Here is a 16,121-nt window from a genome sequence, read left to right on the forward strand (position 1 = left end):
GGGTAAGAAAGATGTCGATTATCCGACAGTCTTTCGGCTATGCTGGCGAAAAATCGCACTATGCAATCTGGACTTTAGCTCATGCAAATCGACATGACCCAGCAGACGCCCCGCGCTGTGCATCATGCCATTTTTGTGGTGGTCCCACGGTTCAACATAACCACATTGATCACCATGACCGAAACGATGCGGATCGCGAATTATCTTTCGGCAGAGCCCCTGTTTTCTTGGGACATCGTGTCCTTTGACGGCACTGAAATCGTGGCCAGCAATGGCATGACAACCCGCGTTTCAGCAGAGCAGGACAACCTGCCGCCAGCGGATTACATTTTTGTTTTGGGCAGCTGGGGGACGGAGCATTACGATAACCGCGCGCTTACCGCTTGGCTGCGCAAGCGCGCGCGGGCGGGGAGCAGTATCTGCGGGGTTGAGCTTGGCTGCTATATTGTCGCGCGGGCGGGTCTGTTGGACGGAAAGCCGGCGACGATCCACTGGTCCTGGCTCAGCGGTTTTCGCGAAAGCTTTGACCGGGTGGATGTGCAGGAATGCCTGTTCACCATCGAGGGCAAGATCATGACCTGCTCGGGTGGGCTCGCGGGCGTGGATCTAATGCTTCGTTTGATCGAGCGCACCCATGGCAGTGGCTTTTCGGGCGAAATTGCCGATCAAATGTTGCATCACCCGATCCGCAACGCGGGTGCGTCACAGCGGTCCACCATGGGGCGCAGCACGGAGACCATGCTGCCGCTGGTGCGTGAGGCGATGACGCTGATCGAAGGGAACATAGAAGAACCGCTCAGCGTGCCGGAGATCGCTGATACGCTGGATGTCTCGCAGCGACAGCTAGAGCGGAAATTCAAGAAACACGTCGGTTGCACTGTGGTGCAGTTCGGTTTGTTGCGACGGTTGCAGAATGCGCGGTTGCTGCTGATCTCCACCGATCTCAGCGTGCGCGAGATTGCCACCGCGTCAGGGTTCAACACCCTGTCCCATTTTGCCTATTCCTTTGGCAAATTCTTTGGCCGCCGCCCTTCGGAATACCGAGAGGCATGGCCTGCAAATGAACCGGCGCCGAGTTGGCCCGGTTCCCTGTCAGATTTCCTTTCAACGCTTAAGGAGATTCCGGGCCGTCCCTAACCCAACCGCGCCTCGCGCAACGCGCGCAACACTGCGACAATCTCTCGATCGCGCTGCGCGGCCATATCCTCAAAGTGGCGATCTCCTGCGATGTAATTGCAACCATCGACCATGCGATCACGCAGCTCTCGGGTGAGTTCTGGTGCCTCCAGCCGGGTCCAGGGCAGCTTTAGCGCGGGGCCAAACTGATCCAGATTGGTCGCCATGCCGCCCGCGCCACAGGCCACGTGAAAGGCCATACACTGACCTTGGGACACCATGCGCGGCGCAGGCCCATTCATCAAGGCAATGTCGATGTCTTCCGGCGTCGCCTCGCCATTGGCAACCATGTGCAAGGCCTCGCGCCAGAGCGCTTCTTGCAGGCGCGTCGCGACGAAGCCGGGGATTTCTTTTTTCATCAACAGCGGCGCTTTGCCCGCAATTTCGTAAAACTTCCCGGCCCATACCACGGCATCCGGCGCAGTTTTGTCACCGCCCACAATCTCGACCAGCGGCAGCAGGTAGGGCGGATTGAACGGGTGTCCGATCACGCAGCGTTCAGGGGTCGCGCATTTGGCTTGGATCTCGCTCATTGTCAGACCGGAGGTTGAGGAGCCGATGACAACGTCAGGCGGCAGCACCTCTCCCATCTGTGCGTAAAGCGATTGTTTGATCTCCAACCGCTCCGGTGCACTTTCCTGCACGAACTGCGCACCCTCCAGCGCCTGTTCAAGGTCGGTGACAATGCGGAGACGGTCCAAAGACGCGCCCTCAGCCAGCCCCAGATCCGTCAGACTGCCCCAGGCGGTGTTGAGGATCGAATGGAATGCTTCAGTTTCACTGGTGTCATGCAGATAGGCCGTCACATCATAGCCACGGGCCAGAAAATGCGCCGCCCAGCCGCCGCCAATTGGGCCCGCGCCAATGCTGGTGATGCGGGTGACGCTGATAGGATCAGGATACATCATTCACCTTTGAAGTTGGGTTCGCGCTTTTCCACGAAAGCCGCCACCCCTTCGGCAGCATCATCTGATTTGAGCATCTTGCGATAGATCGGCATCGGGTCCGTGCGCATCTTGTGAAACGCCTGCTCCAGTGGCACGCATTCGATTTCGCGCTGCACCTCTTTGACGGATTGCATCGCAAGCGGTGCCGACCAGGCAATCGAAGCCGCCCATTCGCGCGCAGCATCCATCAACTGCTCTTTCGGCACCACCTTGTTGACCAGCCCATAGTGCGCTGCTTCCTGCGCGGTCATGCGGCGGCCCAGCAAGAACATCTCCATCGCAATGTTGTGCGGAATGCGGCGCGGCAATCGTTGCAGCGCGCCCGCGTCCGGCACGATGCCTAGGGGCATTTCCGGCAGCCCGAATTCCACGTGATCGGCGGCGATCAGCAGGTCGCACCCCAACGCCATCTCGAACCCGCCACCAATGGCCAACCCATTGATCGCAGCAATTACGGGCTTGTTCAGCGCCCAGTTTTCAGTGAGCCCGGTGAAGCCGCCAAAGCCGTAGTCATCGGTCTCCCACCAATTATCGAGCTGCATCTCTCCGTCATTGAGCGCCTTTAGGTCCCACCCAGCCGAGAATATCTTCTCTCCACCACCGGTCAGGATCGCGCAGCGCAGATCCTTGTCTTCGTGCAGCTCCTGAAAGGCTGCAGCCAGCGCCTGTGACGTGGGCACATCAATGGCATTCACCTTGCCGCGCTCCAGCGTGACTTCCAGAACATGACCCTCGCGGTGAACCTTAACGCCGTCTGACATCTGCTTATCCCTCTTTGAATTCTGGCATTACTTCGTTGACGAACATGCGCAGGGATTTCTGTTGTGAAGCGTGATCGAGCCCCATGGAGGCGTAATAGATGTACTCATTCACACCCAGCGCCTGATAGCGCTTCAGCTTTTCGATGACCCGGTCGGGAGAACCGAACATCAAGTTCTCCTCCAACATCACGGGGTCGTATTGTTCCCGTCCCTCCAGTTCATCCAGCGGGATGGAGGCGGGGAAGCCGTCCTTCACATCGCCCAGATTGCGAAACAGGTTTTCGAACTGGCTCAGCAGGCGGCGGATCGCCCGCATCGCGTTTTCACCATCGGCTGCGTTGTCATAAACGCATGAATGGCGCATCAAGGCGAAGCGTGGCACCCAGCCGTTGTCGGCCTTTTCAATCGCCTCATCCAGTTGTTTCTTGTAGAGTTCGGCCTCTGCAAAGGGACGTGTGAACGGCCAGCAGTTCACATGGCACCTTTCCCGCATAGCGTAGTCATAGGTGATGGGTGAGCGCGCAGAGACCCAGACCGGCACCTCCTTCTGAAGCGGCTTTGGCACTGAGGTCGAGGTCGGGAATTGCCAGTATTCCCCGTTGTGTTCGTAGTCGCCCTTCCAAAGCTCACGCACCGCAGGCAGCATTTCCTGCATGTAACGCCAGGCATCAGATTGCTTGAGCCCCGGTTTCATTCGGTCAAACTCGCGCTGATAGGCCCCCGAACCGATGCCGAATTCCAACCGCCCGCCGGTGATCAGATCGGTGAACGCCGCTTCGCCCGCCAGGTTGATCGGGTGCCAATAGGCCGCCGTCGCAACGGCCGTGCCCAGACGGATGCGGCTGGTTTCGGCAGCCCACCAAGTAAGGATCTGGAAAGGGTTTGGCGCGATGGTCATTTCCAACGCGTGGTGCTCGGCGGCCCAGACGATATCAAACCCACCCTCTTCGGCGATCTGCACCATCTCCAGCGTGTGACGGGCGACATCCTGCATGTCCAGATTGTCGTCGATCCGCTCCATGTTCACGGCAAGTTGGAATTTCATTGTTCTCTCCCTCAACGCATTACAAACGGATTGGCCATCGGTTCATCAGACGTGTTCATCCAGATCGTCTTTGGGCGGGTATAGTCGTAGATCGCCTGGAACCCGCTTTCGCGGCCATATCCCGATCCTTTGTTGCCCCCGAACTCCGCAATCGGAGACACCACCCGATAGGTGTTCACCCAGACGATACCGGCACGCACTGCCCCCGCCATGCGCAGGGAGCGCGCGCTGTCGCGGGTAAAGATACCTGCTGCCAGCCCATGTTCGCTATCATTGGCCAATGCGAGCACCTCTTCCTCGGTTTTGAACCGCTGCACCGACAGAACCGGGCCAAACAATTCAGTGTCGACAATGCGCAGATCCTGACGAGGGACTTCGATGATCGTGGGTTCATAGAACAGGCCAGACATCCCCTTTGGCTGCTTGCCGCCGACCAGCACTTTGCCGCCTTCTGTTTGGGCATGTGCCACTTCTCGTTGGATATGCTCTAACTGTCCGGTGGTGCACAATGGCCCCATCTGGGTCTCATCCGCCAGCGGGTCCCCAATCACGATCTGGCGGGCCAGCGCGGTCATCTGCTCAAGGAATTGATCGGCAATGTCTTCGTGCAGGTAAAGCCGTGACCCAGCCACACAGCTTTGCCCCGTGGCGCCAAAGATGCCCGCGATAGAGGCGTTTACAGCGCTTTCGATATTGGCATCGTGAAAGACGATGAACGGGGATTTGCCCCCCAATTCCAACGACACTTCGGCAAAATTTCGTTTGACGTTCTCCAGCACATGCCGCGCGGCATTTGGCCCTCCGGTAAAGGACACACGGGCCACGAGCGGATGACCTGTGAGCGCACGGCCGCAGGGCTCCCCATGGCCGGTGATGATGTTGACGACGCCGGGGGGAATGCCCGCCTCTTCAATCAGCTTACCAAACTCCAGCATCGCCGCACTGGCATGTTCAGAGGCTTTCAGCACGACGGTATTGCCAGCCGCAAGCGCCGGGCCAATCTTGACGGCCACCAGAAACAGTTGCGAATTCCACGGCACCACGGCAGCCACCACCCCAAGGGGTTCACGCCTCGTGAAGACGAACATGTCGGGTTTGTCGATGGGCAGTGTTTCGCCGCTGACCTTGTCGGCACAGCCTGCAAAGAAGTGAAAGAACTCGGCGATATACGTCGCCTGCCAGCGGGTCTCCTTTAGCATCTTGCCGGTATCAATGGATTCCGTGCGCCCCAATGCTTCTGAATGTTCCGCCAGCAGATCGCCCAGCTTGCGCAGGCACTTGCCCCGTTGCGTCGGCGTCATGCCTGCCCAGGGTCCGGTTGTGAATGCGGCATGTGCGGCCTCAACTGCACGGTTCACGTCAGCCTCGGTCGCTTCGGGCACACGGCTCCAGACGTTGCCATCAGCGGGGTTCACGCTGTCAAAGGTGCCGCCGTCCTCTGCATCACACCACTGTCCGTCGATCAGCATTTGGTAGTTGGTGATTTCACCCATGGCCTGCATCCCCCCTCTGTTACCCTCTCATTCATCTCCGCTTTTGCGTCACATGTGCACGAAATTACGACAAAGGTTGTCGAAAAATCTGAAAGCGCTTTTGATGGATCAAGGCAGGCTTGCCGCAAGGGAGGCCGTATTTATGGCGAAGAAAAAGCAAGTGATTGGCGGCCCGCTTGAAATTGGCGGGCGGGTCTTGTCCCTGTCGCGTGCCATACGGGCGGGTGATTTTGTGTATCTGACCGGGCAAATCCCCATGAAAGATGGCGCGCCTATGACCACCGGCACGGTAGAGGAGCAAACCCGCGCCGTGCTGGATGACATCACCGCCACGCTGGCGCTGGCGGACTGCACCCGCGATGATGTGATCAAAGCGATGGTTTGGTTGCGGGATCGCAGCGACTTTCCCGGTTTCAATGCGGTCTACGGGGAGTACTTTCCAATAGAACCGCCCACTCGGTCGGCGGTGGTCAGCGATCTGCTGGTCGATGTCCAGGTAGAGGTCGAGGTGGTCGCCTACCGCCCGTTAGACGATGCTTAAGGCGCCTGATGGTACTGCCTACAGCTGGGCTGGGCCTGGGGGTGGGCCTGGGGTTGGGCCGGTCGTGGTGATGATCCACGGCCTGGGTCTGAACCATGACTGTTGGCAGTGGACGACCCCCGCGCTGAGTGATCAATACCGCGTGCTGCACTATGACCTTTTCGGACATGGACAAAGTACACCGCCGCCCGCGAGGCCGAGTCTATCGCTGTTTTCGGATCAACTGGCGGCCCTACTGGATCACTGTGATGTCCGCTCAGCGACCTTGGTGGGGTTTTCCCTTGGCGGCATGATCGCGCGTCGGTTTGCGCAGGACCGTCCGGCCAGGGCGGACGCACTGGCAATCCTGCACTCACCCCACAAACGCACCGATGCGGCTCAGGCTGCTATTCTAAAACGTGTCGATCAAGCCCGCCGAGACGGACCACAAGCCACTGTGGAGGCCGCGTTGGAACGCTGGTTTACGGCAAATTTCCGACAGGCCAACCCGGCAATGATGGACACCGTGCGCGGCTGGGTAAAGGCAAACGACATTAGCATTTATCACACGATCTATCGTGTATTGGCGGATGGCATCGACGAAATCGTGGCCCCAACGCCGCCCATCAGCTGTCCTGTACTGGTGATCACCGGCGACGAAGACTATGGCAACGGCCCCGAAATGACCCGCGCCATAGCCGCAGAGATTGAGCAATCAAAGGCTGTTATCCTTTCGGGTCTCCGTCACATGGCGCTGGCCGAAAACCCCGACGCCGTGAACGCGCCCCTGCGCGGCTTTCTTGATGGTCTGGAAATGGCCATATGAGCACACAAATCCTGAAAGGTCTGCGCGTGCTGGATCTGAGCCGCATGTTATCCGGCCCTTACTGCACCATGCACCTTGCGGATCACGGTGCAGAGGTGATCAAGATCGAAGCGGGTACGGGCGATACGAGCCGTGGCAATGGCCCATTCCGCGACGATGATCCCGATCACAACTGGGCCGGTTACTTCGTCAGTTTGAACCGCGGCAAGAAGAGCATCCAACTGGACCTGAAATCAGATGGGGGAAAGAACCAGTTTCGCGCGCTTGCCGCCACTGCGGATGTCATTGTCGAAAACTTTCGGCCCGGCGTGATGGATCGCCTGGGCCTTTCTTATGAAACACTCGCCAAGCTGAACCCCAGAATCGTCTATGCGGCAATCAGAGGATTTGGCGATCCGCGCACAGGGACAAGCCCATATGCGCACTGGCCGTCCTATGACGTGGTAGCGCAAGCTATGGGCGGATTGATGTCCATCACCGGGCCGAACGCCGACAGCCCCACCAAGACCGGCCCCGGCGTTGGCGACATCTTCACCGGCATGATGATGGCTTTTGGCATCATGGCCGCCTTGCGCGAGGCGGAAGCAACCGGCAAAGGACAGTTCGTCGACGTGGCCATGTACGACGCCATGATCTCTTTGTGCGAGCGCATGGTCTACCTTCATGATTACACCGACAAGGTGCCGGGGCCCGAAGGCAACGGGCACCCCTTTCTCAGCCCGTTCGGATTGTACCCGGCAGCGGACGGGCACGTGGCGCTTGGCATTGTCGACGATGCGTTTTGGCGCCGTTTGACTGAGCTGATGGGGAAGCCTGCCCTTGGTACTGATCCCCGGTTTGCCTCGCGCAGCGCACGGGCTGCCCACGCGGGTGAGGTTGACCGCCTGGTCTCAGGCTGGTTCTCAAAGCTGAGCAAAGCTGAGCTGACCAAAACACTGGGCGGTGAGGTTCCCTTTGGCCCATTAAACACCATTCAGGACATTGCCCGCGACCCCCATATCGAGGCTCGTAAAATGCTCACACAGGTGCACGGCCCGGATGCTGAAACGAGGCCCTGGACGGTTGCCGCCAACCCGCTGCGCTTTGGCGCGCACGGGCATGGGGCATTGAACCCGCCACCCGCTCTGGGGGCGGACAATGACGTGCTTGAGACCCTGACGCCAACCTCATCACCCATGGCACCGGAAACCAAGCGCACCCTGCGCGACGCCTTTGGGCGTTTCGCCACGGGGGTCACGGTTGTCACGACCCGCCAGTCTGACGGCACGCCGCGTGGCTTTACGGCAAATTCCTTCTCTTCTGTCTCGCTCGACCCACCACTCTTGCTGGTCTGCATCGGCAAGGCTGCACTTTCCTGCGACACATTCGCAACCTGTGATCATTTCACGGTCAACATTCTGGCAGATGATCAAAAGGAGGTTTCGGGCCTCTTTGCCTCGCAGTCGCCAGAGAAGTTCAACAGCGTCAAATGGCATCCCAATGCGCAAGACATGCCCGTTATCGATGGTGCCCTTGCCAGCTTTGGCTGCGCGCAACATAGGCTGGTGGATGCAGGGGATCATCTGATCCTTATTGGTCGTGTGCTCGACTTCGAGACATCCGATGGGGATCCTCTGGGGTACTACAAGGGCGCATACTTTGATCTTGGGTTGGACCGTGCGGTGACCGAAGCAGCAACCAAAGGTGATGTGACAATCGCGGCTGTTTTGGCACACGAAGGCGGGTTGCTGCTGAAAGAAGAGGCTGACGGAAGTGTGACGCTGCCATCCGCGTCCTCGACGCAGGCCTTACTCAAGGCTCTGGGCGATGAATTGATGAAGGCAGAATTGACGCAACTTTATGCTGTCTATCAGGTCACGGAAACGGGTGCGCAACGCATCGTCTATCACGCGCGCGTGCAGGGCGATGCCGATACCGGGTTGACGTTTTTCTCCCTTGATATCTTGCCACTGTCGCGGGTGTCCGACGATGCCGAGCGTTCTCTCTTGCGCAGATACGCGCAAGAGCACCGGCATGGCACCTTCGGCATATATCAGGGAACCGAAGTCGAAGGCGTTGTGCACAGACTGTCCGGAAATCACAAATATCACATCTGACAGGAGAACTCCCATGATACCCGAACTGCGCAAAGTCATTACATTTGACGAAGACATCCATACCGAAGGCGGACGTGCCTCTGACCCTGTCTTGCGCATGATCGGAGTGGCAGCCGTAGTGGAAAACCCCTGGGCGGGGCGTGGGTTCGTCGAAGACCTGCAGCCAGAGATCCAGCGCATGGCTCCCGTTCTGGGCAAAATGCTGACCGATCGCCTGATTACATTGGCGGGTTCGGGCGACGCAATAGAGGCCTACGGAAAAGCCTGCATCGCCGGAACCAGCTGCGAAGTGGAGCACGCCTCGGCGCTGATCCACACTTTGCAGTTTGGCAATTTCTACCGCGAGGCCGTTGATGCCAAAAGCTATCTTGGTTTCACTAACACGCGCGGACCGGCAAACACCCAGATCCAGATCCCGTTGATGGACAAACATGATACGGGTCGGCGCTCGCATTATCTGACCGTTCAGTTTTCCATCTATGACGCACCTGATGTGAATGAACTTGTCGTCGCATTGGGGGCCGCGACCCGAGGACGTCCACATCATCGTATCGGAGATCGATATTCTGATCTTGCAGCCTTGGGGCGCGACGTAGAGAACCCTGCCGGTGTTTGAGCAGACGCGATCTGCACGCGATCAAACCAAGGCGTGCAACGACCTCGCCCAAACTATAGAGGTGGGTTTGGACTACCCTAGTGGGAATTTCCCAAGCTATGAATAAAAAGGCGAACGTCGGCTTCGGTGGCTCGATAGTTGCCCATCGCCCTCGCAGCGAAAGGCCACTTTAGCCCGACGTGCTTTTCGCTGCGGGTGCAAAGCACATGAAGCGGTCATTGAGAGCAAAAAAACTTAACGGCAGGTCTGTCCGCAACTCAGACGCTCGATGCTCGCGCAGCGAACGACCGATTTTGAGTTGCCCCGATTTGGTAGACTTGAACGACCGCTTTCGGGAAATCGCGCTGCAGTGCCGCGAACTCTCCGGTGATTTTGTTGGTGAGGAGGCGCGATGTTTGCGGCGACAGCATCCGGCAGCTTCGTCCGCAAAGTCGTCGTTCATACCGAGTGCAGCGAATGCGGTCCTTCGCTATGTGGTTGAACCAACTGCATGCGAAGGTGAAGATGGTTAGATATAATTTGTACAGACTATTCAGCAAACGTTAGGCTTCGCTTCATGCACTGGTGCTAAAGGGGATGTGAAGATGACGATTGAAGTGATAGGCGCGGGCTGGGGCCGCACGGCTACGAACTCCCTCAAACTTGGGCTGGAAAGGCTTGGCTTTGGTGTCTGCCATCATATGTGGGAGGTTGCCAACGATCAGGAACGATTGGTTCCACTTTGGAATGCTGCTCTTGATGGCAATCCAGATTGGCATTCGGTATTCGACGGCAACCGTTCCGCCGTCGACTGGCCGGTGGCAGGTTATTGGCAGCAATTGGCGGAGTTTTTTCCTGAAGCAAAAGTCATACTGACGACCCGCACGCCTGAGAGTTGGTATGCCAGCATCTCAGAAACAATACTTCAAGTCATCGACGATCCTGAACAAGCACCGGAGCCAGCCCGTCCCGTGTCTCGCATGGCAAAACGTGCAGTCACGCGAAGCATCGGCAGCGATTGGTCTGCGGAAGCCCTCATGGGACGATTTCGGGAGCATGAGGAGCGGGTGAGAACCAGTTTGGCTCCAGCGCGACTTTTGGTCTTTGATCCCAGAGACGGCTGGGAGCCATTATGCGATTTTCTCAATGTATCAGTTCCAACAGAACCATTTCCGCGCAGTAATCATCGAGATGAGTTTTTTGCAAACATGGACGATATCCAGTGATATTAGGAAGTGGCACCTAATCCAGGGTGTAAGTATTCTATTGGAAGCGGTCTTGTTAGTTGGGAAAGCAAATGACCGTTCTGTCCGCAACTCTGCCATTTAGCAGATTTCAGCGAAAGTCCGCTGCCGTTTAATGCAGACTTTCAGGCGAAATTCCTCGGAATGACCACCAACAATGACCGCTATCCGTTCCTAAACCGGCATCTGAATGAAAGACTCAGATGACTGCCTTGAGCCCGAAGCGGCCAAAGAGCTGAGCCGTGCGTTAATCGCAAGTCGGGCTGTCCAATGTTGGGCGATGCTCGGATCTAGCTCGTCTGAAAAGCGAAGAGAGCCATTGATCCAGATCGCGTGCCACCGCATCTTTGTAAGGAACCAGTGAACCGAACGCACAGGGCATAGGACATAAATTGAAGACAACTGTCGGAGATTGGACCGAAAGCTTTCTTGGCACGAGAAATCTACTTCGGCGGGTCAGAGATAAGCTTCTACATGAAGCACGCGTGGTTTCGTACAAGCAGGGCCAGCAAGTTTTTGGACCCGACAACATCCCGGACAGTCTGATGTTTTTGCATGTCGGCCGCATACGCGTTTCCCAAAGCTCTGATGCCGGGCGAGAAATCGTGCTGTATCGCGTTGAAGCTGGAGAGAGCTGCGTGCTGACCACTGCCTGCATGCTGTCCGAAGAAGCTTATAATGCTGAGGGTATTGCCGAGACCGACGTTACGGCCATCACATTACCAAGAACCTCTTTTGATAGGCTGGCTGCTGAAGAAGACAGTTTTCGCGGTTTTGTTTTCTCGGCCTATTCTCGTCGGTTGATTGATCTTCTGCGCGTGGTCGACGATGTCGCCTTTGGCAGAATGGACGTTCGACTGGCAGAGCGCCTTTTGGCGCTAGGAGAAGGCCATTCCGAAATCCAGGCGACGCATCAGGCTTTGGCAAACGAGTTAGGGACAGCGCGTGAGGTCGTTTCACGCATACTGAACGATTTTCAAAAGCGCGGACTTATCCTTCAGACGAGAGGGCGGATCACCCTCCAGAACAAACCTCAATTGGAGATTTTGGCGAACAGCGCATGAATTCTTTGCGTTAAGTGACATTGTCACTGAAGAGTAAGGTGCCGGCCGGTAATCAGGTTGCAACATGAACAACCGGAGACGCCTGATGGAAACCACGTTTACGCCGATCGCCTCATTTGGAGGTGGGCTCGCAATTGGACTTGGATCCGTGCTTTTGATGCTCGGACTGGGACGTATCATGGGTGCAACGGGCATATTGTCCGGCTTGGCATTCCCAGAAAACCGCGAGGAATTCGCCTGGCGAACAGCCTTGGTTTTGGGAATGATGCTCGCACCAGGCCTGATCTATGCTGCGACCGGTGCAATGCCTGAACTTACGGTACCTGCCAGCCCGACTATGATCGTTATCGGTGGTGTGATCGTCGGCCTGGGCGCCAGTCTCGGGTCTGGCTGCACTTCAGGGCATGGTGTTTGCGGACTATCTCGGCTTTCTGTTCGCTCTTTTGTGGCAGTGCCGACCTTCATGGTCACAGCTGCAATCACAGTCTTCCTGATCCGTCATGTCTTTGGAGTATAATGCAATGAAACTTGTTTTTGCTTTGTTTACTGGCCTGATCTTTGGCGTTGGTATCGCTGTGTCGGGCATGATGGATCCGGCCAAAGTTCTGAATTTCTTCGATATTGCCGGGACGTGGGATCCTAGCCTCGCCTTTGTTATGGGTGGTGCGCTCCTAGTCACTTTCTTCGGCTACAGACTTGCCTGGCGGCAAACAACGGCGCTCTTTGGCGGGCGTTTTCAGATCCCAAGCGCGACGGCCGTAGACAAGCGATTGGTTGGTGGTTCGGCTCTCTTCGGCATCGGTTGGGGAATTGCAGGCTTCTGCCCCGGCGCTGCAATACCGGCACTTGGTACCGGGCGTTGGGAAGTCGCTCTCTTTCTGGTTGCCGTTCTTGCCGGGTTTGTACTGCGCAGGCTCCTTTTCGCGCGTCCTGTTCAGTCGGCGGCATAGTCACCGATTTCCCTCAGCCTCCCAGGAGTACAATCAGATGACGTATCCCGTGAATATGAACATCAAGCCGGACGTTCAGGCATTCTTCGACGAGGCGACGAACACCATCAGCTATATTGTGAAAGATCCAACCTCGAACTCATGTGCCATTGTCGATAGCGTAATGGACATTGGCTACGCGGCGGGGCGCATCACTTACGATCACGCAGACGACCTCATCCATCAGATCGCAAGCCAAGATCTGAAGTTGGAATGGATTATTGAGACCCATGTTCACGCCGATCATTTGAGTGCAGCGCCGTATATCCAAGAAAAGCTTGGGGGAAAAATCGGCATTGGTTCAAAAATCATGATCGTGCAGGACACGTTTGGAAAGGTCTTCAACGAAGGTACCGAGTTTCAGCGTGATGGCAGCCAGTTCGATCAGCTTTTCGAAGACGGCGATACGTACATGGTTGGCAATATGCAGGTGTTCACAATGTACACCCCCGGCCATACGCCGGCTTGCATGGTACATGTCGCAGGGGATGCGGCTTTTGTGGGCGATACTTTGTTCATGCCGGATGGGGGATCGGCCCGCGCAGATTTTCCCGGCGGCGATGCAGCAACGCTTTACGATAGCATTCAAAAAGTCCTGAGCTTGCCGGACGAAACACGACTTTTCATGTGTCATGACTACGGACCAAACGGGCGGGACATCGCCTGGGAAACAACCGTCGGCGATGAGAAAGCCCACAATATCCACGTTGGTGGTGGCAAATCAAAAGAAGAGTTCGTCGAGTTCCGCATGGAACGAGATGCTCAGCTGGCAATGCCGAAGCTGATCATCCCATCACTTCAGGTAAATATGCGTGCGGGTGAGGTGCCAACTGACGTGGACGGCAACCCCATGCTCAAGGTTCCGGTCAACAAACTCTGATTTTGAAAGGATGAGAGCGATGGAAATCACCCAAATTTCCGACGACTTCAGTACTTGCGGTCAATTGGAGACCGATGACTTGGCGGAAGTCAAAACGCTTGGATTTCGCTCGCTAATCTGTGTGCGTCCTGACGGCGAACAAAAGGGTCAGCCTACTTTTGGCAAGATCCAAGAATGCGCCAAGGCGCAAGGTCTTCAAGCTCGCTATGTGCCGGTCAAACCCTCCGGCGCAACAGAAGCGAACCACATTGCATTTTCTAAGGCGTTGGCAGAGCTGTCCGAGCCTGTCCTTGGCTACTGCCGAAGCGGTCAGCGCGCTGCAACGCTGTGGCGCGCACGACGAGACACTGCGGCGTAGCGGGAGGTAAGGATGCGGGCGGCGCAATATCTACCGGTTCTGAGTTGGGCTCGCAGCTATGGACGGGCAGAGCTTTCTAACGATCTGATGGCGGCGGTGATCGTCACCATCATGCTGATACCCCAATCCTTGGCCTACGCGCTCCTGGCTGGATTGCCTCCAGAAGCGGGGCTGTATGCATCCATCGCGCCAATTCTTCTTTACGCAATATTTGGAACCAGTCGCGCGTTAGCGGTTGGCCCGGTTGCCGTTGTCTCACTATTAACAGCGTCGGCGGTCGGTCAGGTTGCTGAACAAGGCACGGCAGGTTACGCGGTTGCGGCACTGACCCTCGCATTTCTTTCTGGCAGTTTCCTGTTGCTTTTGGGGTTCTTGCGGCTAGGCTTCCTGGCTAATTTTTTGAGCCACCCGGTGATTGCGGGGTTTATCACAGCATCTGGGATCTTGATCGCCGCCAGCCAACTCAAACACATTTTGGGTGTGAATGCTCACGGACATACATTGCTCAAGATCCTCGCATCGATTGCTGCGCACTTGCATGAGGTGAATTGGGTTACGCTCGCTATCGGCCTTAGTGCGACGGCCTTCCTTTTTTGGGCCCGCCGATGGTTAAAACCCGGATTATTGAGGCTGGGTGCTCCGGCGGCGCTTGCTGATATTCTAACGAAGGCGGGACCTGTTGCCGCCGTAGTTGCCACTACGGTTACGGTTTGGGCACTAGATCTTGTCGAATTGGGTGTGAAAATCGTTGGGGAAGTCCCGCAAAGCCTGCCGCCGCTTACATTGCCGGTATTTGCGCCCGACTTGCTTGCAGCGCTGTTGGTTCCGGCGGTTCTGATTTCAGTGATTGGCTTTGTCGAATCCGTCTCAGTCGCGCAGACTTTGGCTGCCAAGAAACGTCAACGGATTGATCCGGACCAGGAACTTATCGGACTGGGCGCAGCCAACATAGGCGCAGCGTTCACCGGAGGCTACCCGGTCACGGGGGGATTTGCGCGATCAGTCGTCAATTTCGATGCTGGCGCTGAAACTCCTGCTGCTGGCGCCTATACTGCGCTTGGCCTCGCGATCGCCGCCTTGGCGTTGACGCCATTGGTGTACTTCCTGCCAAACGCTACGTTGGCCGCCACAATCATTGTGGCAGTTCTGAGCCTCGTTGATTTTTCGATATTGCGCAGAACATGGGACTATTCCCGTGCGGATTTCATCGCGGTATCTGCAACGGTTTTGCTGACGCTGGGTCTAGGTGTTGAAGTCGGCGTCGCGTCCGGAGTGGCGATTTCAGTACTTCTGCATCTATACAAGACGTCTCGACCGCATGTTGCGGAAGTGGGTCGTGTGCCCGGGACAGAGCACTTTCGAAATGTCCTGCGCCACGATGTCGAAACCGCACCTACGGTGTTGACGCTGCGCATCGACGAGAGCCTTTACTTCGTAAACGCCGGCTTTCTGGAAGAACTGATCTTCAGTCGCCTTGCCGAGCGGAAGAAGGTCAAACATGTTGTTTTGATGTTCTCCGCCGTTAACGAAGTGGACTACTCAGCGCTGGAAACTCTCGAGGCGATCAATCACCGTCTTGAGGAGCTTGGCGTTGGCCTACATCTGTCCGAAGTTAAGGGTCCTGTTATGGACAGACTGAAACGGTCTCGTATTGTCGACGGTCTGAACGGCAGGGTTTTCTTGTCCCAGCACGATGCGTGGACAACGCTCATTGCAGAAGCGAGCGAGTGACCAAGATCAGCTTGATTGGCACTGTCAGAAGAACTTGTCTTGAGGCGGGCAGGGCGAGCACTTAGCGTCGCAGGATGACAAAACGCAGCCCTTTTCGCTACTTCAAGACGAGCCCCGAGATCATCCGTCTGGCCGTCATGATGTATGTTCGGTTTCCGCTTTCGCTTCGCAATGTTGAAGATCTTTTGCACGAGCGCGGCATCGAGATCAGCCACGAAACTGTGCGTTATTGGTGGAACAGATTTGGCCCGATATTCGCGGCAGAGATCCGCAGAAACAGGGTCAATCGGATGCGATCTTATTCGAACTGGCAGTGGCATCTGGACGAGGTCTTCGTGAAGATCAATGGCGAGACGCACTACCTATGGCGGGCTGTGGATCACGAAGGCGAGGTGC

At 56.7% G+C, this 16,121-nt stretch carries 17 protein-coding genes; 13 read left to right on the forward strand and 4 right to left on the reverse strand.

The annotated features are described in order from the left end of the window. Nucleotides 1-81: 81 nt before the first annotated feature. The gene (locus tag DHN12_RS22875) at nucleotides 82-1,137 is read left to right on the forward strand and encodes a GlxA family transcriptional regulator (RefSeq protein ID WP_108862255.1); all 1,056 of its coding nucleotides are present in this window, start codon (nucleotides 82-84) and stop codon (nucleotides 1,135-1,137) included. Here DHN12_RS22875 and DHN12_RS22880 read toward each other — a convergent pair. Genes DHN12_RS22880 through DHN12_RS22895 form a run of 4 tightly spaced genes read right to left on the reverse strand, consistent with a single transcriptional unit; the run spans nucleotide 1,134 to nucleotide 5,422 of the window. Then, nucleotides 1,134-2,084 (reverse strand): 3-hydroxyacyl-CoA dehydrogenase NAD-binding domain-containing protein, encoded by a 951-nt coding sequence (locus DHN12_RS22880; RefSeq protein ID WP_108862256.1) that lies wholly within the window; start codon nucleotides 2,082-2,084, stop codon nucleotides 1,134-1,136. The genes DHN12_RS22875 and DHN12_RS22880 overlap by 4 nt on opposite strands. After that, nucleotides 2,081-2,884, reverse strand: a complete 804-nt coding sequence (locus tag DHN12_RS22885; RefSeq protein ID WP_108862257.1) for a carnitinyl-CoA dehydratase — start codon at nucleotides 2,882-2,884, stop codon at nucleotides 2,081-2,083. The genes DHN12_RS22880 and DHN12_RS22885 overlap by 4 nt, the downstream gene beginning before the upstream one ends. A 4-nt stretch (nucleotides 2,885-2,888) precedes the next feature. Next, nucleotides 2,889-3,929 carry an LLM class flavin-dependent oxidoreductase gene (locus DHN12_RS22890; RefSeq protein ID WP_108862258.1) on the reverse strand — a complete coding sequence of 347 codons (1,041 nt, stop codon included), beginning with the start codon at nucleotides 3,927-3,929 and terminating at the stop codon, nucleotides 2,889-2,891. 11 nt (nucleotides 3,930-3,940) lie between these two features. Continuing rightward, nucleotides 3,941-5,422, reverse strand: a complete 1,482-nt coding sequence (locus DHN12_RS22895; protein WP_108862267.1) for an aldehyde dehydrogenase — start codon at nucleotides 5,420-5,422, stop codon at nucleotides 3,941-3,943. A 142-nt stretch (nucleotides 5,423-5,564) separates the two neighbouring features. On the opposite strand from DHN12_RS22895, the gene DHN12_RS22900 reads away from it, so the two are divergent. The 12 genes from DHN12_RS22900 to DHN12_RS22955 form a co-directional block, all read left to right on the forward strand. Then, entirely contained in the window at nucleotides 5,565-5,963 is a 399-nt protein-coding gene (locus DHN12_RS22900; protein WP_108862268.1) for a RidA family protein, read from the forward strand. A gap of 70 nt (nucleotides 5,964-6,033) precedes the next feature. Further along, a complete protein-coding gene (locus tag DHN12_RS22905) occupies nucleotides 6,034-6,768 on the forward strand; it encodes an alpha/beta fold hydrolase (protein ID WP_234416763.1) in 735 nt (244 codons plus the stop codon). Next, nucleotides 6,765-8,864 (forward strand): CoA transferase, encoded by a 2,100-nt coding sequence (locus DHN12_RS22910; protein WP_108862259.1) that lies wholly within the window; start codon nucleotides 6,765-6,767, stop codon nucleotides 8,862-8,864. Before DHN12_RS22905 ends, DHN12_RS22910 begins: the two co-directional genes overlap by 4 nt. Before the next feature lie 13 nt (nucleotides 8,865-8,877). After that, nucleotides 8,878-9,480 (forward strand): amino acid synthesis family protein, encoded by a 603-nt coding sequence (locus tag DHN12_RS22915; protein WP_058272677.1) that lies wholly within the window; start codon nucleotides 8,878-8,880, stop codon nucleotides 9,478-9,480. A 584-nt stretch (nucleotides 9,481-10,064) separates the two neighbouring features. Then, entirely contained in the window at nucleotides 10,065-10,685 is a 621-nt protein-coding gene (locus DHN12_RS22920) for a sulfotransferase family protein (protein WP_108862260.1), read from the forward strand. A 410-nt stretch (nucleotides 10,686-11,095) separates the two neighbouring features. After that, nucleotides 11,096-11,767 (forward strand): Crp/Fnr family transcriptional regulator, encoded by a 672-nt coding sequence (locus DHN12_RS22925; RefSeq protein WP_108862261.1) that lies wholly within the window; start codon nucleotides 11,096-11,098, stop codon nucleotides 11,765-11,767. Nucleotides 11,768-11,852: 85 nt separating this feature from the next. Continuing rightward, entirely contained in the window at nucleotides 11,853-12,284 is a 432-nt protein-coding gene (locus tag DHN12_RS22930) for a YeeE/YedE family protein (RefSeq protein WP_108862262.1), read from the forward strand. Between the two features lie 4 nt (nucleotides 12,285-12,288). Further along, nucleotides 12,289-12,717 carry a DUF6691 family protein gene (locus tag DHN12_RS22935; RefSeq protein ID WP_058276360.1) on the forward strand — a complete coding sequence of 143 codons (429 nt, stop codon included), beginning with the start codon at nucleotides 12,289-12,291 and terminating at the stop codon, nucleotides 12,715-12,717. 37 nt (nucleotides 12,718-12,754) lie between these two features. Next, entirely contained in the window at nucleotides 12,755-13,636 is an 882-nt protein-coding gene (locus tag DHN12_RS22940) for an MBL fold metallo-hydrolase (RefSeq protein ID WP_058276359.1), read from the forward strand. A 19-nt stretch (nucleotides 13,637-13,655) separates the two neighbouring features. Continuing rightward, nucleotides 13,656-13,994 carry a TIGR01244 family sulfur transferase gene (locus DHN12_RS22945; RefSeq protein ID WP_159090189.1) on the forward strand — a complete coding sequence of 113 codons (339 nt, stop codon included), beginning with the start codon at nucleotides 13,656-13,658 and terminating at the stop codon, nucleotides 13,992-13,994. A gap of 12 nt (nucleotides 13,995-14,006) precedes the next feature. Beyond that, the gene (locus DHN12_RS22950) at nucleotides 14,007-15,725 is read left to right on the forward strand and encodes a SulP family inorganic anion transporter (protein ID WP_108862264.1); all 1,719 of its coding nucleotides are present in this window, start codon (nucleotides 14,007-14,009) and stop codon (nucleotides 15,723-15,725) included. A gap of 74 nt (nucleotides 15,726-15,799) precedes the next feature. After that, nucleotides 15,800-16,121, forward strand: a 322-nt coding sequence (locus DHN12_RS22955) for a DDE-type integrase/transposase/recombinase (protein ID WP_159090191.1), incomplete at its 3' end; no start/stop codon positions are given.

Source organism: Ruegeria sp. Alg231-54 (assembly GCF_900143525.1).
Classification (GTDB): domain Bacteria; phylum Pseudomonadota; class Alphaproteobacteria; order Rhodobacterales; family Rhodobacteraceae; genus Ruegeria.